Here is a 21047-nt window from a genome sequence, read left to right as displayed (position 1 = left end):
TAATTCAGCGATAAACAGAGCGGCCCGGCGGCGAACGCCGTCAGCGCTGGGTTTATGGCAATCTTAAGTGATGAAAAGTGGAATGGGATATGGGACAGGTGCCCGACGGTTGCCGGGCACCAGGCAGGTATAACAGATTACGCTTTGGCCGCGTCCAGCTCAGCCAGGCTCAGCCAGGTTTCCACCACGGTATCCGGATTGAGCGACAGGCTGTCGATGCCCTGCTCCATCAGCCAGGCAGCAAAGTCCTGATGATCTGAAGGCCCCTGGCCGCAGATGCCGACGTATTTGCCCTGCTTCTTCGCTGCCTGAATCGACATCGACAGCAATGCCTTCACCGCATCGTTACGCTCATCAAACAGCGCCGACACCACGCCGGAGTCGCGATCCAGCCCCAGCGCCAGCTGCGTCATGTCGTTGGAGCCGATAGAGAAGCCGTCAAAGTGCTGCAGGAACTGTTCTGCCAGCAGCGCGTTGGACGGGATCTCGCACATCATGATCACCTTCAGTCCGTTCTCGCCGCGTTTCAGGCCCTGCTTCGCCAGCTCGGCTACCACGGCTTCGGCCTGATCGACGGTGCGTACAAACGGCACCATGATCTCAACGTTGGTCAGCCCCATGTCGTTGCGCACGCGCTTCACGGCTTCACACTCCAGCGCAAAGCAGTCGCGGAAGCTGTCCGCCACGTAGCGTCCGGCGCCGCGGAAGCCCAGCATCGGGTTTTCCTCTTCCGGCTCGTAACGCTCGCCGCCGACCAGGTTGGCATACTCGTTGGTTTTGAAATCCGACAACCGCACAATCACCCGCTTCGGCGCAAATGCCGCACCCAGCGTGGCGATCCCTTCGGTCAGCCGCGCGATGTAGAACTCCACCGGATCGTCAAAACCTTTCATCATCTGACCAATCTGCGCCTGCAGTTCCGGCGTCTGCTGATCAAACTCCAGCAGGGCTTTCGGGTGCACGCCAATCATGCGGTTGATGATGAACTCCAGCCGCGCCAGACCGACGCCCTCGTTGGGCAGACAGGCAAAGTCAAACGCGCGATCCGGGTTACCGACGTTCATCATAATTTTCAGCGGCAGATCCGGCATGGTATCAACCTGCGAACTGGTAACTTCAAAGTCCAGCAGATCGTTATACACATAGCCGGTATCGCCTTCAGCGCATGACACCGTGACCTTATGACCGTCCTTCAGGTGCTCGGTGGCGTCACCACAGCCCACCACTGCCGGAATGCCCAGCTCGCGCGCAATGATTGCCGCGTGACAGGTCCGGCCGCCGCGGTTGGTGACGATCGCCGACGCCTTCTTCATGATCGGTTCCCAGTCCGGGTCGGTCATGTCGGTGACCAGCACATCGCCTTTTTCGATGCGGTGCATCTCGCTGATGTCGTGAATCACCTTCACTTCACCCGCACCGATGCGATGGCCGATGGCCCGGCCTTCCACCAGCACGCTGCCTTTGCCCTGCAGGCTGTAGCGTTCCATCACCTGTCCGTTGGAACGCACCGTTTCCGGCCGCGCCTGCACGATGAACAGTTTGCCGGTGTGGCCATCTTTGGCCCACTCAATATCCATTGGACGCTTATAGTGCTGCTCAATCAGCACCGCCTGGCGCGCCAGCGCCTGCACTTCGTCATCGGTCAGGCTAAAGCGGTCTCGCTGTTCCTGTTCCACGTCCTCAATGCGCACCTGTTCGCCGTGCTCCTGCGAATCGGCATACACCATGCGGATCTTCTTCGAGCCCAGCGTACGGCGCACAATCGCCGGGCGATTAGTGGCCAGCGTCGGTTTGTGCACGTAAAACTCATCCGGGTTGACCGCGCCCTGCACCACCATTTCGCCAAGACCGAACGCCGAAGTGATAAACACCACCTGGTCGAAGCCGGATTCGGTATCAATGGTGAACATCACGCCGGAGGAGGCGAGATCGGAACGTACCATGCGCTGTACACCGGCCGAGAGCGCCACGCCACGGTGGTCGTAGCCCTGATGCACGCGGTATGAAATGGCGCGATCGTTAAACAGCGAGGCGAATACGTGCTTCACGGCCACCAGCACCGCGTCGAAGCCCTGCACGTTAAGGAAAGTTTCCTGCTGGCCGGCAAACGAGGCATCGGGCATATCCTCGGCGGTGGCCGAAGAGCGCACCGCAAAGGAGGCTTCGGCGTCATCAGCAGAAAGTTGTTCATAGGCGCTGCGGATCGCCGCTTCCAGCTCTGGCTGGAAAGGCGTATCCACCACCCATTGACGAATCTGTTTGCCGGCCTGCGCCAGCGCTGCAACATCATCAATATCCGTGTTGTCCAGCAATGCATAAATACGCTGGTTCAGTCCGCTTTGGTCGAGAAACTGATTAAAAGCGTAAGATGTCGTCGCGTAGCCGTTTGGCACGGACACCCCGAGCGACGACAAATTGGTAATCATTTCTCCCAGGGAAGCATTCTTGCCCCCTACCCGATCAACATCATGCATGCCAAGCTGGTTGTACCAGAGCACTAGCGACTGTTGGTCTTGATTGGACATTGAGATTATCCTTTTAAATGATTGGAGCACATGGAACATTTTGCTATTCGCCAAATCAGCCTGGCACAATCAATTAATAAAGACTAAGTGTTGAATCGTTAAAGCAGAAAATCAGCGTTAAAATCGGATTACTCCCCGAAAAGCGCCTTGTTGCGCAACGCAGCTATTTTTTGCCAACCTATTGGCAATGCGATATTTTTCACTTTTTCATGAGGTTAGGCGCGTTTTTTGTTGCGCAACGCTTGCCGTTTTTATTTTGCGCCCGCGCGGGCAAAAGCGAGAAATTAGCGCTGAATAACCCGGCATTTCATCTATGATGGGTAATCAGCGCAGCGTAAAAATAGATTATTCGCCGGGCAGATATGGATATTTCATTTTACCCTTAGTGAAAATGAAATATTTTAGGCGATAATGTTACGCAAAAGTAAACAAAAGCATGAGGTCAACCATGAGCACTGAACGCAGCGTATTCTATATCTCTGACGGCACCGCCATCACCGCGGAAGTGCTGGGCCACGCGGTGCTGTCACAGTTTCCGGTGAATACCAACAGCGTGACGCTGCCGTTCGTGGAGAATGTGCAGCGCGCCCAGGCGGTGAAAGCCCAGATCAATGCGCTCTACCAGCAGAGCGGCGTGCGCCCGTTGGTGTTTTTCTCGATTGTCACACCGGAGGTGCGCGACATCATTCTGGAGAGCGAAGGTTTCTGCCAGGACATCGTGCAGGCGCTGGTGGCACCGCTGCAGAGCGAACTGGGCGTGGCCTCGATGCCGGTGGCGCACCGTACCCACGGCCTGACCGCCAGTAACTTAGGCAAATACGATGCCCGCATCGCCGCGATTGATTACACCCTGGCGCACGATGACGGTATTTCGCTGCGCGGGCTGGAAGATGCGCAGGTGATTCTGCTGGGGGTATCGCGCTGCGGCAAAACCCCGACCAGCCTGTACCTGGCGATGCAGTTTGGTGTACGCGCGGCTAACTATCCGTTCATCGCTGATGACATGGATAACCTAAAGCTGCCGCCTGCGCTGCGCGCCCATCAGCACAAGCTGTTTGGCCTGACCATCGATCCGGAACGGCTGGCGGCGATTCGTCAGGAGCGCGCTGAAAATACCCGCTATGCGTCAATGCGTCAGTGCCGGCTGGAGGTCGGTGAAGTGGAAGCGCTGTTCCGCACCCATCAGATTCGCTATCTCAACAGCACCAATTACTCTGTCGAAGAGATCGCCACCAAAATCCTCGACATCATGGGCCTGCGCCGCAGCATGTACTGACCTCACCTGCCAGGTTGTAAAGCCTGGCTGCCGTCAGTAATGAATAGCCTTTTGATTTAGCTGGTTGAATTCACGGGCTAATGGTTTATTGTGATCATCATCACTTCCCGGTATTTCACCGCTGCGAAGAACAGATTTTTGAGAATCCCAATGAACAAAACTGATGAACTGCGCACCGCGCGCATCGGCACGCTGCTGACGCCAGCCGCGCTGGCGCAACAACACCCCATTTCGGCGGCGATTGCCGCTAACGTTACCGCCGCGCGTCAGCGCATCGCGCGCATCCTGACCGGTGAAGATCCACGCCTGCTGGTGATTATCGGCCCCTGCTCGCTGCACGATCCCAAGGCCGCGCTGGAGTACGCAGAGCGTCTCAATCTGCTGCGTGAACAGCACAAGGACCGGCTGGAAATTGTGATGCGCGCCTACTTTGAGAAGCCGCGCACCGTGGTCGGCTGGAAGGGTCTGATTTCCGATCCGGATCTCGATGGCAGCTTCGACGTCAACCGCGGCATCGCTATCGCGCGCCAGCTGCTGCTGGATATCAACGCCATCGGCATGCCAACCGCCACGGAATTCCTCGATATGGTGATCGGCCAGTTTATTGCCGACCTGATCAGCTGGGGCGCGATTGGCGCGCGCACTACCGAGAGCCAGATTCACCGTGAAATGGCCTCGGCGCTCTCCTGCCCGGTGGGCTTCAAGAATGGCACCGACGGCAACGTGCAGATCGCGGTTGATGCGATTCGCGCCGCGCGCGTCAGCCATATGTTCCTGTCACCTGACAAAACCGGGCAGATGACGATTTATCAGACCAGCGGCAATCCGCACGGTCACGTGATCCTGCGCGGCGGCCGTCAGCCAAACTATCATGCTGAAGATGTCGCCGCTGCGGCCGCCAACCTGCGCGACTTCAACCTGCCGGAACAGCTGGTGATCGACTTCAGCCACGGCAACTGCCTGAAGCAGCATCGCCGCCAGCGCGATGTGGCGCAGGACGTGGCGGCGCAGATCCGTGCCGGTTCGCGGGCAGTGGCGGGAGTGATGATTGAGAGTTTCCTGCAGGAGGGGAATCAGAAAGTGGTGAGCGGCCAGCCGCTGACCTACGGCCAGTCGATTACCGATCCGTGCCTCGGCTGGGATGACAGCGCGGAGGTGCTGGCGCTGCTGGCGGCTGCCGTGGACAGCCGCTTCTGATGCCTGCTAGCTGGAGCAGCTTACCTCCAGCGTTTTTCCCCACTCCGGCGGCCGCTGGCGCAGTTCCGGACTGATGGCCGCCTCGTTAAACGGCTGCTGCAGCGCCAGATGTAATCTGGCCAGCGCCGCCGTTTTCCCCTGCTCAACCTCATCGATCACCTGCTGGGCCAGATAGTTGCGCAACACCAGCGCCGGGTTAGCCGCTTTCATGACTGCCTGACGCTGCGCATCGCTGACGCCATCCTGCAGCAGGCGCTGGCGATAGCCGTGATACCAGCGGTCGAAGGCGTCACGGTCGATAAACTCATCGCGCAGCGGTGAACGCGTCTCTGCCTGCTGCGTCTCGCTCAGCAGACGGAACGTCAGAGTGTAATCGCTGTGCTCTGCGGTCATCAGCGCCAGCAGGTCAGTGAGAATAGCGTTATCCCCCGCATCGGCGGTCAGCAGCCCGAGCTTCGCGCGCATTTTCTCGCCCCACACCCGCATCAGCTCGCTCTCGTAATGGCTGAGCGCTTGTTTCAACTGCTCAGTGCTCAGCAAACCGGACAGCGCGTGCGCCAGGCGGTTGAGATTCCACAAGCCGATCATCGGCTGGTTGCTGAAGGCGTAGCGCCCCTGATAATCGCTGTGATTACAGATGAAATCCGCATCGTAGTCATCAAGGAAACCGTAAGGCCCGTAATCGAGCGTCAGGCCGAGGATCGACATATTATCGGTGTTCATCACGCCATGCGCGAAGCCGACGCTCTGCCACTGGGCAATCAGGCTGGCGGTGCGTTTGACGATATCGGTAAACCACAACAGGTAGCGATCGGCCTCCTGCTCCAGCTGCGGCCAGTGATGATGAATCGCGTAGTCCGCCAGCTGGCGCACTTTCTCCGGCTCGCCGCCGTAATAGAAATGCTCGAAGTGACCAAAGCGCAGATGGCTGTCGGCGATGCGCATCAGCATCGCGCCGCGCTCGCGGGTTTCACGCTGGACCGGTTCGTCGCCAATGGCCAGCGCCAGCGCGCGCGTGGTCGGGATGCCAAGATGGTGCAGCGCTTCCGAGGCGAGAAACTCGCGCACGCTGGAACGGATCACCGCGCGGCCATCGCCCATGCGTGAATAGGGGGTAAGGCCCGCGCCTTTCAGATGCCAGTCAAGTTTGCGGCCGTCGGCCAGTTGCTGTTCGCCCAGCAGCAGACCGCGTCCGTCGCCCAATTGACCGGCCCACACGCCAAACTGGTGCCCGCTGTAGACCTGCGCCAGCGGCGACATGCCGGGAAGCAACGCTGCGCCATACCACACGCCGTGGCCTTTGCCAGCAAACAGCGCAGCATCCAGGCCCATCTCCTGCGCCAGCGCGGCATTGTGATAACACAGCCGCCCGCCGGCAAGCGGCGTTGGGTCCAGCGCGGTGTAGAATCCCGGCAACGTCTGCTGCCAGCTATTAATAAATTGCATCGACACTCCGGAAGGTGCGCAACGGTGCGCCACCCGCATTGCGTTTAAAGATAAAGCGTAGTCTACCGTCGGGGTGACGGAGAAGACAGATGAAAGGTTACTGCTGTGAAGGCGTGGTGAGCGTGACGTGCGGATAGATGAGATCGCTTAACCGTTCCGCTTTAACCACCGGGAACAGACTGCCCTGCAGCTGTGCGCCGCTCAGGGAACTGACTTTCTCCAGCAGGGCATTATCGTCAACGCCACAAATAATTATTTGCGGGGCGTAAGCGGAAAAATTATCGATAACAGTCTGAATAAATGGCGTAAATGAGGCACGTTTCGCCAGCGCATGAATAAACGCTTTGTCCATTTTTAACACGCTAAACAGATTTTCGTATACTGCCGTAGCCGGGGCTTTTCCTGCCCCAAATTGAGAAAGCGATAAGCGAAATTCCTGTTGCAGGCGTGCTAACAGCGGCTGCTTTTTACCAGCCGATAATTGCGGAAACGTTTCACTGATATCCAAAACAATAAAGGGAAGTTGTTTAAATTTCCTTAAGAGAAACTCACTGGCCAATAGCGTCGTGGCCATAGATTCATCAATACGAACCAGCGCGATAATTTGATGTAACTCAAAAAAGTCACGGTACTTTTCCAGCAGCACTAACTGGCTCTGCAGCAAACGTAATTGCTGGGCATCGTCAAGCTGCGGCAACAGCAAGTCCTGCGGCAGCGTAATCGGCGCACTGTCGTGAACAAACTGGGTGACCAGCTCAACCGCAGTCAGCTGGCCCGCCAGAGAATAGGCAGGATAAAACCAGGTTTCCGACTGATAGTCGGCAGATAAATGGACTTTCATTTTTTACAGCCAGATGCAGTGGCAATTGGCGCATCGTATATCAATGAAAACGGTCAGGCAATAGGACCAAACGTTAGAAGAGACGCCGTTTTCTGTCTAATTACCGACTTTTCTGCATCAAATAATACTTAAGCCAAATGATCCAGGTTAATGTCCATACTGATTAAATTCACTGACGTCTATTTTTAGTCGCAAACCCGATTGCGGTAAAGTGCCATTTTAAATGAGAGTTATATCTGGCGGAAAAAAACAAATAAATCGGATCAAAACCCATCTGTTTATTACGCCTTTTTTTAACACTAATGGGTTAAGCGGATTAGATGCGACGCGCCTGCCAGAATACTTTGCGCCAGTAAACATTATCCAGCGAGGAGCGGATCACGCCCTGGCTGGTGGAGGCGTGAATGAAGGTATTGTCGGTGTCATAGATGCCCACGTGCAGGCCATTTTCACCGCTGCCGGTTTTGAAAAATACCAGATCACCGGGCAGCAGATCGCTTTTATCGATGCGCGTGCCAATATCGGTCTGATCAATCGTTGAGCGCGGCAGCTGCAGGTCAAAGCGGTCACGAAAGGTCAGGTAGACAAAACCCGAGCAATCCACGCCACCGCGGCTTAACCCGCCATAGCGATAAGGTGTACCGCGCCAGCGGCTGAGCTGATCGTTAAGTTGCGCAATCACGGTGATGGAGTCAGACAGACGGCCATTGGGCGGCGGCGCATGATGGCTACAGCCCGCCAGCAGCAACACGAGGAGAAACAGGGTCAGCCGCATCAGAATAGTCCTTAAAAACGTCGTCCGGCTGACACTGTAGCGACAAAGCGGCGCGGCGCGCAAGTCAGGGAAGATAAAGCAGCGGCCCCTGTGGCGTTTCCAGCTGCACGAATTCGGCCTGATAAAGCGGTTCCAGTCGCTCGGCGGTCAGCACCTCGCGCGCCCCGCCCTGACTGACTACGCGGCCCTGATGCATCAGCCAGACGCGATCGGCATGGCGCAGACTGTGGTTGAGATCGTGTCCGCTGGCGATAATGGCGATGCCGGCCTCGCTGAGCTGCAACAGCAGCTTATCCACCGCGCGCTGCTGTGCGATGTCGAGCGCGGTGAGCGGCTCATCCAGAATCAGTAACGCACCGCGCGGATTAATTGCCGGATGGATCTGCAGCACCACCGCCGCTAAACGCACCCGCTGCCACTCACCGCCGGAGAGCTGCGCCAGCGGACGCGTCAGCTTATCCTGCAAGCCAAGCTGCTGCAGCAGGTCAGTGAGCGTCGCCTGCGCGTTGTCGCCACCCGGCGGGCTGTGCAGCCGCAGATAGTGCCACACCGGCAGCGCCGCAGGTGCCGGCTGCTGCTGCGGGAGCCAGGCGCGCTGCTGCGCCAGTGCGGCCCCCGACCAGCTTCGCAGCGGCTGGCCGGCCAGCGTCAGCTGCCCTTCGGCGTCGAGCAGGCCAGCGAGCGCGGTCAGCAGCGTGCTCTTGCCGGCGCCGTTAGGGCCGACCACGTGCACGCGCTCACCGCGGCAGAGCGTCAGCTCCCCCGCGCTCAGCCGTCCGGGCACGCGCAGGTCGTGGCACTGCAGCAGCATTACGCCGCCAGCGCCTGCTCAATGCGCTTCAGAATGATCGGATCGTCCGGCGTCATGTCCGGCGAGAAGCGCGCGATCACCTCACCCTGTTTGTTGATGAGGAACTTTTCGAAATTCCACAGGATATCGCCCGGCGCTTTCGGCGCGCGGCCTTTGCTCTCCATGCGCTCAAGGAAACCGCTGCCTGCCGGGCGTTCGGCTTCCGGCTGCGCAGCGACCAGTTGACGGTACAGCGGATGACGCTGCTCGCCGTTAACGTCCGTTTTGTCGAACAGCGGGAAGGTTACGCCGTACGTGGTGCTGCAGAAGGTTTTGATCTCTTCGTTGCTGCCGGGTTCCTGCTCAAGAAACTGATTGCAGGGGAAGCCCAGCACGCTGAAATCTTTGTCCTGCCAGGCCTTCTGCAGAGACTCCAGCTGTTCATACTGCGGCGTCAGGCCGCATTTTGATGCTACGTTAACCACCAGCAGCACCTTGCCCTGATACTGTGCCAGCGTGGTTTTTTCACCGTCCAGCGTAACCAGTTCTGTCTGATAAAGGCTCATCGTCGATTCCCGTTGTTGATTGCACTGTGCCAGCCGCAGCTAGCGCGAAGACTTCACTAATAACATGATAAACAGTGGCGCGCCGAGCGTGGCAGTGACCACCCCAATTGGCAGCTCGGCCGAGGTGAGCACCAGCCGTGCCAGAATGTCCGCCGCCAGCAGTACCGCCGCGCCCGCCAGCGCCGCGGCCGGCAGCAGGTAGCGATGATCGCTCAGGCCGCTGAGGCGCAGCAGATGGGGGATAACCAGTCCGACAAATCCAATCGCACCGGCCATCGCCACGCTGACGCCCACCAGCCAGCCCATCGCCAGCACCAGCAGATTACGCCACAGCAGCAGTGGCAGGCCGAGCTGCCGCGCCGACACCTCCCCCAGCGCCAGCAGATTAAGCGTCCGGGCACTGGCCAGCAGCGCCAGCGTCACCGGCAGCAGCGCCAGTATCATCCAGCCGTAGCGCCAGTCGATACCGCTAAATCCACCCATCATCCAGTACATCAGCTGGCGCAGATCGAGGCTAGTGCTAAAGTACACCGCCCACGTCATGATGGCGCTACAGATAATGCCGAGCGCCACGCCGGTCAGCAGCAGACGGCTGGCCGACAGCTGGCGATGGGCAAAATGCAGCAGGATCAGCGTGATCAGCAGCGCGCCCGCCATCGCTGCCAGCGCCAGGCTCCACAGTGCGCCGTTACCCAGCAGCACCGCCAGCACCAGGCCAATGCCGGCACCGTTCGATACGCCCAGCAGCCCGGGCTCCGCCAGCGGATTGTTGAACAGCGCCTGCATCACCACGCCGCAGACTGCCAGCGCCGCGCCCACCAGCAGCACCGCCAGGGTGCGCGGCAGGCGCAGTTGCCAGACGAACAGATCGCCGCTGGCAGAAAACCATTGCAGCGGAGATATCCAGCTGTCGCCCGTGCACAGACTGAGCACCAGCAGCAGCAGCACTGCGGCAGTAAGCGCGCCGAGCCAGCGCCGGCTGCGACGGTCGGCCTGTTGGGCCAGCTGATCCAGCAGAGTCATAAGTAAGATTGGCTGAGAAAAAAGAGATTTGATTGTAGAGAGATTACGCTAAAAAGAAAGCCGCGCCTGCAGCGTGGTGCCGGGATTGCGCGCATAAAAAAGGCCGCTGAGCGGCCTTTTTGTCATACTGAAATCAGTCAGCATCCTTGGGTGACGCGTTCTCCACGCGACTTTTCAACTTCTGCCCCGGACGGAATGTCACCACGCGGCGGGCGGTGATTGGAATATCTTCCCCCGTCTTCGGGTTACGGCCCGGACGCTGGTTTTTGTCACGCAGATCAAAATTACCAAATCCGGACAGTTTTACCTGTTCTCCGTTTTCCAACGCGCGGCGAACTTCTTCGAAAAAAAGCTCTACCAACTCTTTGGCATCGCGTTTGCTCAACCCGAGTTTTTCAAACAGGTACTCTGACATTTCAGCTTTTGTAAGCGCCATAGGTTCAATCCCTCAAGGTTGCCTGGAATCGCTCTTTTAATGCTGCAACGCATTTGGCAACGGTCGCAGCAATCTCCTCTTCTTCGAGTGTCCGGCTGGTATCCTGCAAAATCAGGCTAATCGCGAGGCTCTTTTCACCCTCGTTTACGCCCTTACCACGGTACACGTCAAACAAGTTTACGCCAACTACCTGATTTACGCCAACTTTCTTACACTCCGCGATGATATCTGCTGCGGGCACATTTTCAGCCACTACCACAGCGATGTCACGGCGGTTTGCCGGGAAGCGTGAGATCTCGCGCGCGTCAGGCAGGACGCGGTCTGCGACCTTATTCCAAAGCAGTTCAAACACTAAGGTGCGGCCGTTAAGATCCAGCTTACGTTCCAGCTCCGGATGAACCACCCCGATAAATCCGATTCGTTCGCCGGCTAAATAAATGCCTGCACTCTGTCCCGGATGCAGCGCCGGATTGGCTTCTGCACGGAACGAAATCGCGTCGAGTTTACCGGTCAAATCCAGCAGCGACTCTAAATCGCCTTTCAAATCATAGAAGTCAACCGTCTGGCGCGCCAGATCCCAGTGCTCTTCGTAGCGGTTACCGCTCAGCACGCCCGCCAGCATAAGATCCTGACGGATGCCGAGATCGGCCTGCGTATCAGGCACAAAGCGTAAACCGCTCTCAAAAAGGCGCACGCGGCTCTGCTGACGGTTCTGGTTATACACCACGGCGCCGAGCAGACCGGTCCACAGCGACAGGCGCATCGCCGACATATCGCTGGAAATCGGGCTGGGCAGAATCAGCGCTTCTTCGCCCGGATGCAGCAGCTGCTGCACTTTCGGATCGACAAAGCTGTAGGTAATCGCTTCCTGATAGCCTTTATCCACCAGCAGGTTTTTGGCACGCTTCAGCGACAGATCGGCTTCACGGTGCTGGGTCATCAGCAGGCTGGCTTTCACCGGCACATCCGGAATGTTGTTGTAGCCGTATACGCGCGCCACTTCTTCGACCAGGTCTTCTTCGATGGCCATATCGAAGCGCCAGCTCGGGGCGACGGCCTGCCATTCGCCGTTGCCAACGGTGACGTCACAGCCGAGACGGGTCAGGATATCGGTCACCTGCTCATCCGCAATGACGTGGCCAATCAGGCGGTCCAGCTTCTCACGGAGCAGCGTAATGGTGGCGCGCGCCGGCAGTTTGCTGGCATCGGTCTGATCGATAACCGGACCGGCTTCGCCGCCGCAAATCGCCAGCAGCAGCTGAGTGGCGCGCTCCAGCGCCTTATGCTGCAGCGCCGGATCGACACCGCGCTCGTAGCGATGGGAAGCATCGGTATGCAGACCATGACGACGCGCACGACCGGTGATCGCCAGCGGATCGAAGAAGGCGCACTCAAACAGTACGTTCTGCGTCGCTTCGTTGACGCCGGAGTGCTCACCGCCGAAGATGCCCCCCATCGCCAGCGCTTTGTGGTGATCAGCAATCACCAGCGTATCGCTGTGGAGGGTCGCTTCGCTGCCGTCGAGCAGCGTCAGGGTTTCCCCCTCTTTCGCCATGCGCACCACGATACCGCCGTCAATGCGGTCGAGATCGAAGGCGTGCATCGGCTGGCCGAGCTCCAGCAGCACGTAGTTAGTGATATCCACCACCGGATCGATCGAGCGGATACCGCAGCGGCGCAGTTTTTCGCGCATCCACAGCGGCGTTTCTGCTTTCACGTTTACGCCTTTTACCACGCGGCCGAGGTAGCGCGGGCAGGCATCGGTGGCGTCAACGCGAATCGGGAAGGTGTCGCTAATGGTGGCTTTAACCGGCTCGATGACCGGTGCCTGCAGCGGCAGGCCATTGATCACCGCCACGTCACGCGCGATACCGATGATACCCAGGCAGTCGGCACGGTTTGGCGTCACGCTGATTTCGATGGTGTTGTCATCCAGCTGCAGGTACTGGCGAATATCAGTGCCCACCGGCGCATCGGCTGGCAGCTCGATAATACCGTTGTGATCGTCAGAAATACCCAGCTCGGAGAATGAGCACAGCATGCCTTCTGACGGCTCACCGCGCAGTTTTGCCGCTTTGATTTTGAAATCGCCCGGCAGCACGGCACCAACGGTCGCCACGGCCACTTTCAGGCCCTGACGGCAGTTTGGCGCGCCGCAGACGATATCCAGCAGGCGTTCGCCACCAACGTTGATTTTGGTGACGCGCAGCTTGTCGGCGTTCGGGTGCTGGCCGCACTCCACCACTTCACCCACCACAACGCCATGAAACGCGCCTGCCACCGGGTCGACGCCGTCGACTTCCAGACCGGCCATGGTGATTTGCTCAGACAGCGCGGCGCTGTCCAGGGCTGGATTTACCCATTCGCGTAACCAGAGTTCACTGAATTTCATTGGATAACCTGCCCTTATTTAAATTGTTTGAGGAAACGTAAATCGTTTTCGAAGAAGGCGCGCAGATCGGTCACACCGTAGCGCAGCATGGTCAGACGCTCCATGCCCATACCGAAGGCGAAGCCGGAGTAGATTTCCGGATCGATGCCCACGTTGCGCAGTACGTTCGGATGCACCATGCCGCAACCCAGTACTTCCAGCCATTTGCCGTTTTTACCCATCACGTCCACTTCCGCTGACGGTTCGGTGAACGGGAAATAGGACGGGCGGAAGCGAATCTGCAGGTTCTCTTCGAAGAAGTTGTTCAGGAAGTCATGCAGCGTGCCTTTCAGATTGGTGAAGCTGATGTCTTTATCGACAATCAGACCTTCCATCTGATGGAACATCGGGGTGTGCGTCTGATCGTAATCGTTACGGTAAACGCGGCCCGGCGCGATGATACGAATCGGCGGCTGCTGATTTTTCATGGTGCGGATCTGCACGCCCGACGTCTGGGTACGCAGCAGGCGCGTGGCATCGAACCAGAAGGTGTCGTGATCGGCGCGCGCCGGGTGATGCCCCGGAATATTCAGCGCATCAAAGTTGTGATAATCGTCTTCAATTTCCGGACCGGTCGCCACCGCGAAACCCAACTCGCCGAAAAAGGTTTCGATACGATCGATGGTGCGGGTCACCGGATGCAGACCGCCGTTCTCGATACGGCGTCCCGGCAGCGATACGTCAATAGTCTCTGCCGCCAGGCGGGCATTCAGCGCCGCGCTTTCCAGCGTATCTTTACGCGCGTTGAGACGGTCCTGTACCTGCTGTTTGGCGTCGTTGATGACCGCACCGGCCGCCGGGCGCTCTTCCGCCGGCAGTTCACGCAGGGTGGTCATTTGCAGCGTCAGGTGCCCTTTTTTACCCAGAAATTCGACGCGCACGGCGTCCAGGGCGGCGATATCCGACGCCTCGTCGATGGCGGCCGTGGCACGGGCCACCAGGTCTGCGAGTTGGGACATGATTTCCTCTTCTTCCAGCCGGGCTGGTCAGTTCTCGTTGGGATCGTGCGATCCGATTAAGTGTCGCCGGAAACAAAAAAGCCTCCACGAGGGAGGCTTTCAGCGCGATTTTTCGTTTCTTTTCTTATGCGCAAAAGCCCCTGACGATCAGGCGCTAAAGTAAAAAAAGAAACGGAAAATAGCAGCGTGCATGCTTGCGTTACCTTGTCTTGATAGAAACCGCACTATTGAAATGCCCTGCGGCTAAAATGTCAATCATTTGCGTGGGTTGCAGGCAATAAAAAAGGGAGCAAGCTCCCTTTTTTACCTGACTTACGCCAGAGCTGATTTTGCTTTTTCAACCAGTGCAGTGAATGCCACTTTGTCGAATACAGCGATGTCAGCGAGGATTTTACGGTCGATTTCAATGGACGCTTTTTTCAGGCCATTGATGAAACGGCTGTAAGAGATACCGTTCTGACGCGCCGCAGCGTTGATACGTGCGATCCACAGCTGACGGAACTGACGCTTACGCTGACGACGGTCGCGGTAAGCATACTGACCAGCTTTGATAACAGCCTGGAAGGCAACGCGGTAAACACGTGAACGTGCACCATAGTAGCCTTTAGCTTGTTTTAAGATTTTCTTGTGACGTGCGCGAGCAATTACACCACGTTTTACGCGAGCCATGTGAGCTCTCCTATATCATATTCTGTGATTTCCCCATCATCTCTCGTGCCGCAGTGGCGTTGGCTGCCTTCATTCATCCCGGTCACTTACTGATGTAAGCTTCGGGATTCATTCCGTTGCCGCCTGACTGCAACCCGAAATCTATCGGGGAATTAAAAAAGGGTTAACTTATGCGTACGGCAGGCAGGCAACAACCAGACCCAGATCGCCTTTAGACACCATGCCTTTTGGACGCAGGTGACGTTTACGCTTAGTAGACTTTTTAGTCAGAATATGACGCAGGTTTGCGTGCTTACGCTTGAAGCCGCCAGAAGCGGTCTTCTTGAAGCGCTTTGCGGCGCCACGTACAGTTTTAATCTTTGGCATTTTTACAAATATCCACTTCGCATTGTTAATAAAATGAACCAGACAGGCGAATAAAAATCCGCGCAGCGCGAACGCTACGCGGCATTATTACTTGAAAGCCTACTGTTTCTTCTTAGGTGCGAGCACCATAATCATCTGGCGGCCTTCGATCTTCGTCGGGAAGGATTCGACCACTGCCAGTTCATTCAGATCTTCTTTCACGCGGTTAAGCACTTCCATACCGATCTGTTGGTGCGCCATCTCACGACCACGGAAACGCAGCGTGATTTTAGCTTTATCGCCCTCTTCCAGAAAACGAATCAGGCTGCGGAGTTTTACCTGATAGTCGCCTTCATCGGTACCAGGACGGAATTTGATTTCCTTAACCTGGATAACTTTTTGCTTCTTCTTCTGTTCCTTAGAAGATTTGCTCTTTTCATAAAGGAACTTGCCGTAATCCATAATGCGGCAAACCGGCGGTTCGGCGTTCGGGCTAATTTCAACTAAATCTACGCCAGCTTCTTCTGCTTTCTCAATCGCTTCGCGCAGTGAGACAATGCCAAGTTGCTCGCCGTCTACGCCAGTTAAGCGCACTTCGGTGGCACGGATTTCGCCGTTGATACGGTTCGGACGCGTCGGTTGTACTCGTTTTCCGCCTTTAATAACCTTATTCCTCTAATTGGTGAAGATGTCGGCTGCGAATCTCTTGTTGCAGCTTCTCAACAAACACATCTACGTCCATGCTCCCGAGGTCTTTACCACGGCGGGTGCGCACGGCAACCTTGCCTGCTTCCACCTCTTTCTCACCGCAGACCAGCATGTAAGGGACGCGACGTAATGTGTGCTCGCGGATTTTAAAGCCTATCTTCTCGTTTCTCAAGTCTGCTTTGACACGAATGCCAGCATTCTGCAATTTCTTTGTCAATTCACTGACATATTCTGCCTGGCCGTCGGTGATATTCATCACCACTGCCTGTACCGGCGCCAGCCAGCTCGGGAAGAAACCGGCGAACTCTTCGGTCAGAATCCCGATGAAGCGCTCCATCGAACCCAGAATCGCACGGTGAATCATCACTGGCGTCTGACGATCGTTGGTTTCGCCCACGTAGGTGGCGTCCAGACGTTTCGGCAGGGAGAAGTCTAGCTGAACGGTGCCGCACTGCCAGGCGCGGTCGAGACAATCGTGCAGCGTAAACTCAATTTTCGGGCCGTAGAAGGCGCCTTCACCCGGCTGATATTCGAACGGAATGTTGTTCTCTTTCAGCGCTTCGGCGAGGTCCACTTCGGCACGATCCCACATCTCATCGCTGCCAATACGCTTCTCAGGGCGCGTCGACAGTTTCACCACGATTTTTTCAAAACCGAAGGTGCTGTACATGTCATAGACCATGCGGATGCAGCTGTTCACTTCATCACGCACCTGATCTTCAGTACAGAAGATGTGGGCGTCATCCTGGGTAAAGCCGCGCACGCGCATCAGACCGTGCAGCGCACCTGACGGTTCGTTACGGTGACAGCTGCCGAACTCCGCCATACGCAGCGGCAGGTCGCGGTACGATTTCAGACCCTGGTTAAAGATCTGCACGTGACCCGGACAGTTCATCGGTTTGATGCAGTATTCACGGTTCTCTGAAGAGGTGGTGAACATCGCTTCTTTGTAGTTGTCCCAGTGCCCGGTTTTTTCCCACAGCACGCGGTCCATCATGAACGGACCTTTCACTTCCTGGTAGTCGTACTCTTTAAGCTTGGTGCGCACAAACACTTCCAGCTCGCGGAAGATAGTCCAGCCGTCATTGTGCCAGAATACCATACCCGGTGCTTCTTCCTGCATATGGTAGAGATCGAGCTGCTTACCGATTTTACGGTGATCGCGCTTCGCGGCCTCTTCCAGGCGCTGCAGATAGGCCGCCAGCTGTTTCTTATCTGCCCAGGCCGTACCGTAAATACGCTGCAGCATTTTGTTGTCGCTGTTGCCGCGCCAGTAGGCTCCGGAGATTTTCTGCAGTTTAAAATGATGGCAGAAACGCATATTCGGCACGTGCGGACCGCGGCACATGTCGATGTATTCTTCATGGTGATACAGGCCAGGACGATCGTCATGGCTGATGTTTTCGTCGAGAATAGTGGTTTTGTAGCTCTCGCCCCGCGCGGCAAACACGTCACGCGCTTCCTGCCAGCTCACCTTCTTCTTCACAACGTCGTAATTGGTCTCAGCCAGCTGGTGCATGCGCTTTTCCAGCAGCTCAAGATCTTCCTGGGTCAGCGTATGGTCGAGATCGACATCATAATAGAAGCCGTTATCGATAACCGGACCGATGGCCATTTTGGTATTCGGCCACAGCTGTTTGATCGCATGCCCTAACAGGTGCGCACAGGAGTGACGAATAATTTCCAGACCGGCTTCATCTTTCGCGGTGATGATGGCGACCTGCGCATCGCTGGTGATCGGATCAACCGCATCGACCAGTTCGCCATTGACGCGACCGGCGATGCAGGCTTTCGCCAGACCCGGACCGATATCCAGCGCAATGTCCATCACGCTGACCGGACGGTCAAATACGCGCTGGCTGCCATCAGGAAGAGTAATTACTGGCATTTCATATCCTTAATTGCAGTGGTAAGCCACACGAAAGCCTACATGCAACACTGAGTTTTGTTTGGTTAACCTGGCGCGATGTCAGACCCACACTGTCGGAATGACGCCAGGCGCGTAAAGCGGCAACGATGATAACAGCTTTCCGCAGTGAGCAAAACCCGCGAAGAAATGCGCTAAGCCAAAGAGAGATCAAAAAAAACCGCCGCGCGGCACAGGCCGGGCGACGGTGTAACAATGCGCTCTGGTTTACATCGCGTAAGAGAGCTGGACCGTGGTTTTGGTGTCGGTACGGTCTGGCGCAGATTCTGGCGGATTGTTATTCCAGGTGACGTTGTAGCCCAGTTTCAGCGCGAAGTGGTCGTTGATCGCCACCTGCAGTGCGGTTTCGGAGTTCAGCGTGGTGTCTTCACCAAAGCTGCTCAGCACCGACACACCCTGGATGAATTTGGTGGTGTCAGTCAGCTGCCACTGATAGCTCAGCGCGCCGTAGCCCAGTGCTTTGGTTTCGTGGCCGCCATCGTGGAAGTCATCGTAACGTACACCCGGACCGAATTCAGCACGCAGCGAGTGCACCGGACCGTTGAGGATCTGACGACCGTAACCAGCGGTCAGGACATCACGTGAATCATAACCGTTCAGGCGGTCGCTCAGCCAGCTCGCCTGACCGAACAGGTAGTCAGCGCTGTTGAGGTTGTAACGGCTACGGCCACCGATGTTATAGGTTTCCGATGAGCGCTCATCGTTGGATGAGGTATTCGCGGCGTTACCCCACAGGCTGTACGCCGTTGAGGTCTGATACCAGGTCATGCTGGTTGACGCGGTCAGCGATGAGCTGGTGGTGTTACCGGTCTGTGCCAGGTAACCGGCTGACGCGGTGCCTTCAAACGGTTTTTTTGCCGTAGAAGGGTCATCCATTGAGGTGAAGACAGCGTTATCTGCAAAGGCCTGGTGACAAAATGCTCCGGCGGAGAGCAACAAAACAGCGGACAGCTTATTGAAGGCTTTCATTAAAAGGTAACCCGTACGACAGTTGAAAAAGAGATGAGTCTGGAGAATTTTCCCGGGCAATCAATGCAATTTACGGTAAGTTTTGTAAAAAAGTATGAAAGCACCAGAATCGCCAGGTTTTGCGCTGGCACCGCGTGTGGATTGGGAATCTTCCCATTTCCGGCGCGCATTATAGGCGGCAAATAACCAAATAACAGCTTAAATGCTACAAGAATTTTCTGCCGCCCCTGACAGGACTTTACGCTGTGCGCCGCCGGGCGATTGTGCAGAATTCGCTCTATCGCAGGCGCTGGTCTACGCTGAAATCTGTTCGATAACAATGAGGTGAAAAGATGAGCGATCATGATCTCAAGCGTTACGTTGTCACCTTCCGTTATCAGGAAAGGGGTCTTGGCGATCTGCAGGCGCTGAATAGCGCGATGGTTAACGGTGGTTACAGCACCACGTTACACGATGCGGACGGCCATCCGCACGAGCTGGGCACCAACAGCTTTGGCATTGTCAGTGCGCTGGAGGAGCAGGCGCTGGCGGAACACGCCGCCGGGCTGGCGGCAGTGGCGCTCGATCAGCAGCCGGACGCTGACGTCACCACGCTGGAGGCGTTTCTCAAAACGCAAGCCTGACGCAATCCGCAAATTGCGCATTGCCGCTGGAGTTGTGCAAGTTTTGCGCGTTACAATCGACCTTACGCAGCGAATAAAGAGGATTACCCAATGTGGTCAGCCATTAGTCGTCTGTTAAGCGAGTACGCCGGCGATGCCGAAATCACGGAACGTCATGAGTTGCCCGGTGGCGATATTCATCCGGCGTGGCGCCTGCGCTACGGTGAGCTGGAGGTGTTCGTCAAATGCAATACGCGCGACATGCTGACGCTGTTCAGCTGGGAAGCCGACCAGCTTGATCTGCTGGCGCGTACCCACACGGTGCGCGTGCCGAAGGTCTACGGCGTCGGTAACGATCGTGACACCAGCTTTCTGCTACTGGAATACATTCCCCCGCAGCCACTCGACGCCCAAAGCGCATTCCAGCTCGGCCAGCAGCTGGCCCATCTGCACCAGTGGAGCGAGCAACCGCAGTTTGGTCTCGACTTCGACAACAACATTACCACCACGCCGCAACCCAACAGCTGGTTACGCAAATGGTCGGTATTTTTCGCCGAACAGCGCATCGGCTGGCAGTTGCAGCTGGCGGCGGAGAAAGGCGTGCACTACGGTGACATGGAGCTGATCGTGGATTGCGTGCAGCGCAGCCTCGCTAATCACCATCCGCAACCGTCGTTATTGCATGGTGATTTGTGGCCAGCCAACTGCGCCGGCAGCGCCAGCGGCCCGTGGCTGTTCGATCCCGCCTGCTACTGGGGCGATCGCGAATGCGACCTGGCGATGCTCAGCTATTACGCCGATCTGCCGCGCCAGATTTACGAAGGGTATCATGCGGTTTGGCCGCTGCCGGAAGGCTTCTCGCAGCGTCAGCCGGTGTATCAGCTCTACTATCTGCTCAACCGCGCCAACGTCTTTGGCGGCAACTGGGCCGGCGAAGCGCAGTTCGCTATCGGCCAGTTGCTGGAGGAGGATGCGCTGGGCCAGCGCCAGGTCAGACCGGCCTGACGCCTTACAGCATGCCGAGCAGTTTCAACACGAAGTAACCGGCCACGGCGATGATCACCGGCAGAATATACAGCGGAAAAATCTGCAGCAAAATGGTGTGGCGCGGCACATGGATTTTCTCTTCCAGCTGCGCCCGCGTGCGCCCTTCGCTGCCCTTCGCCTGTTCCAGAATCATCTGGTCTTCAATGCCTTCTTTGATATGGCGCGCCTGACGCCACATGCGTGCGCCCGAGGCCTGCAAAGCGATGCCCACGAATATCAGGATATAGATCAGCCAGAAACCAATATTGGCCCCGCCGTTGAACTCCGGTACCGGCGAATTGTTCCAGAACACATTGAGAAACGGCGTGTTGAACTTAATCATATCCACCATCACATGCACGAAGTCGAGCATCACGGCGTCGATGCCGGGCTGCTTTTCGCTGTGTTTAAACATGAAGCCTAAGATGGAGATAAGGGTGGATAACAGCGCCGGAATAAAAATCACCCAGCCAGCCACTCGCTTGAGGATGGCGATGCGGCCAGCCTGTTGATACGTCATGGTGTCTTCCCTTCAC

At 56.9% G+C, this 21047-nt stretch carries 21 protein-coding genes and 1 other annotated feature; of the genes, 4 read left to right on the top strand and 17 right to left on the bottom strand.

Features of this window, described 5'->3' with window-relative positions:
• Positions 1–137: 137 nt before the first annotated feature.
• Positions 138–2525: a phosphoenolpyruvate synthase gene (ppsA, locus tag KOL70_RS04140; protein ID WP_215480243.1), complete on the bottom strand. Its 2388-nt coding sequence runs from the start codon at positions 2523–2525 to the stop codon at positions 138–140.
• Positions 2526–2973: 448 nt separating this feature from the next.
• Here ppsA and KOL70_RS04135 point away from each other — a divergent pair, with 448 nt between their 5' ends.
• Together KOL70_RS04135 and KOL70_RS04130 are read left to right on the top strand one after the other, a co-directional pair.
• Positions 2974–3801 carry a pyruvate, water dikinase regulatory protein gene (locus tag KOL70_RS04135; protein WP_021506237.1) on the top strand — a complete coding sequence of 276 codons (828 nt, stop codon included), beginning with the start codon at positions 2974–2976 and terminating at the stop codon, positions 3799–3801.
• Between the two features lie 150 nt (positions 3802–3951).
• On the top strand, positions 3952–4998 hold the full coding sequence (locus KOL70_RS04130) for a 3-deoxy-7-phosphoheptulonate synthase (protein ID WP_021506238.1): 1047 nt from the start codon (positions 3952–3954) through the stop codon (positions 4996–4998).
• Positions 4999–5004: 6 nt separating this feature from the next.
• Here KOL70_RS04130 and KOL70_RS04125 read toward each other — a convergent pair whose 3' ends face one another.
• The 15 genes from KOL70_RS04125 to KOL70_RS04055 form a co-directional block, all read right to left on the bottom strand.
• Positions 5005–6444, bottom strand: a complete 1440-nt coding sequence (locus KOL70_RS04125; protein ID WP_215480242.1) for a YdiU family protein — start codon at positions 6442–6444, stop codon at positions 5005–5007.
• A 97-nt stretch (positions 6445–6541) separates the two neighbouring features.
• Entirely contained in the window at positions 6542–7285 is a 744-nt protein-coding gene (locus tag KOL70_RS04120; protein ID WP_021506240.1) for an EAL domain-containing protein, read from the bottom strand.
• 316 nt (positions 7286–7601) lie between these two features.
• The gene (locus tag KOL70_RS04115; RefSeq protein ID WP_021506241.1) at positions 7602–8060 is read right to left on the bottom strand and encodes an NlpC/P60 family protein; all 459 of its coding nucleotides are present in this window, start codon (positions 8058–8060) and stop codon (positions 7602–7604) included.
• A 64-nt stretch (positions 8061–8124) separates the two neighbouring features.
• Positions 8125–8871 (bottom strand): vitamin B12 ABC transporter ATP-binding protein BtuD, encoded by a 747-nt coding sequence (btuD, locus tag KOL70_RS04110; protein ID WP_058776255.1) that lies wholly within the window; start codon positions 8869–8871, stop codon positions 8125–8127.
• Entirely contained in the window at positions 8871–9416 is a 546-nt protein-coding gene (locus KOL70_RS04105) for a glutathione peroxidase (RefSeq protein WP_021506243.1), read from the bottom strand. The genes btuD and KOL70_RS04105 overlap by 1 nt, the downstream gene beginning before the upstream one ends.
• 39 nt (positions 9417–9455) lie before the next feature.
• Positions 9456–10439, bottom strand: a complete 984-nt coding sequence (gene btuC / locus KOL70_RS04100; protein WP_215480241.1) for a vitamin B12 ABC transporter permease BtuC — start codon at positions 10437–10439, stop codon at positions 9456–9458.
• Between the two features lie 133 nt (positions 10440–10572).
• The gene (gene ihfA, locus KOL70_RS04095; protein ID WP_021506246.1) at positions 10573–10875 is read right to left on the bottom strand and encodes an integration host factor subunit alpha; all 303 of its coding nucleotides are present in this window, start codon (positions 10873–10875) and stop codon (positions 10573–10575) included.
• A 4-nt stretch (positions 10876–10879) separates the two neighbouring features.
• On the bottom strand, positions 10880–13267 hold the full coding sequence (gene pheT / locus KOL70_RS04090; protein ID WP_215480240.1) for a phenylalanine--tRNA ligase subunit beta: 2388 nt from the start codon (positions 13265–13267) through the stop codon (positions 10880–10882).
• 14 nt (positions 13268–13281) lie between these two features.
• On the bottom strand, positions 13282–14265 hold the full coding sequence (pheS, locus tag KOL70_RS04085; RefSeq protein WP_021506248.1) for a phenylalanine--tRNA ligase subunit alpha: 984 nt from the start codon (positions 14263–14265) through the stop codon (positions 13282–13284).
• A 71-nt stretch (positions 14266–14336) separates the two neighbouring features.
• Positions 14337–14462 (bottom strand) — a sequence feature (Phe leader region).
• Positions 14413–14457: a pheST operon leader peptide PheM gene (pheM, locus tag KOL70_RS04080; RefSeq protein ID WP_121626058.1), complete on the bottom strand. Its 45-nt coding sequence runs from the start codon at positions 14455–14457 to the stop codon at positions 14413–14415. It overlaps the preceding feature by 45 nt.
• A gap of 115 nt (positions 14463–14577) precedes the next feature.
• Positions 14578–14934: a 50S ribosomal protein L20 gene (gene rplT, locus KOL70_RS04075; protein ID WP_010616241.1), complete on the bottom strand. Its 357-nt coding sequence runs from the start codon at positions 14932–14934 to the stop codon at positions 14578–14580.
• Between the two features lie 168 nt (positions 14935–15102).
• Positions 15103–15300 (bottom strand): 50S ribosomal protein L35, encoded by a 198-nt coding sequence (gene rpmI / locus KOL70_RS04070; protein WP_006118955.1) that lies wholly within the window; start codon positions 15298–15300, stop codon positions 15103–15105.
• Positions 15301–15399: 99 nt separating this feature from the next.
• Positions 15400–15942 carry a translation initiation factor IF-3 gene (infC, locus tag KOL70_RS04065; protein ID WP_058757673.1) on the bottom strand — a complete coding sequence of 181 codons (543 nt, stop codon included), beginning with the start codon at positions 15940–15942 and terminating at the stop codon, positions 15400–15402.
• A 4-nt stretch (positions 15943–15946) separates the two neighbouring features.
• Entirely contained in the window at positions 15947–17875 is a 1929-nt protein-coding gene (gene thrS, locus KOL70_RS04060) for a threonine--tRNA ligase (RefSeq protein ID WP_021506250.1), read from the bottom strand.
• Between the two features lie 246 nt (positions 17876–18121).
• A complete protein-coding gene (locus KOL70_RS04055; protein WP_031279185.1) occupies positions 18122–18883 on the bottom strand; it encodes a YdiY family protein in 762 nt (253 codons plus the stop codon).
• 332 nt (positions 18884–19215) lie between these two features.
• Here KOL70_RS04055 and ghoS point away from each other — a divergent pair, with 332 nt between their 5' ends.
• A complete protein-coding gene (ghoS, locus tag KOL70_RS04050) occupies positions 19216–19506 on the top strand; it encodes a type V toxin-antitoxin system endoribonuclease antitoxin GhoS (RefSeq protein ID WP_215480239.1) in 291 nt (96 codons plus the stop codon).
• Positions 19507–19596: 90 nt separating this feature from the next.
• Positions 19597–20490 carry a fructosamine kinase family protein gene (locus tag KOL70_RS04045; RefSeq protein ID WP_058757671.1) on the top strand — a complete coding sequence of 298 codons (894 nt, stop codon included), beginning with the start codon at positions 19597–19599 and terminating at the stop codon, positions 20488–20490.
• A 4-nt stretch (positions 20491–20494) separates the two neighbouring features.
• On the opposite strand, the gene KOL70_RS04040 is transcribed toward KOL70_RS04045, so the two are convergent.
• Complete coding sequence (locus KOL70_RS04040; protein ID WP_021506254.1) at positions 20495–21031, bottom strand: YniB family protein; 537 nt, start codon at positions 21029–21031, stop codon at positions 20495–20497.
• Positions 21032–21047 lie beyond the last annotated feature (16 nt).

Origin of the sequence: Pantoea sp. B270, from assembly GCF_018726825.1 — a bacterium.
Lineage (GTDB): Bacteria > Pseudomonadota > Gammaproteobacteria > Enterobacterales > Enterobacteriaceae > Pantoea > Pantoea dispersa.
Note: the sequence above shows the minus strand (reverse complement) of the source record. Positions and strands in the feature narration are given on the sequence as shown.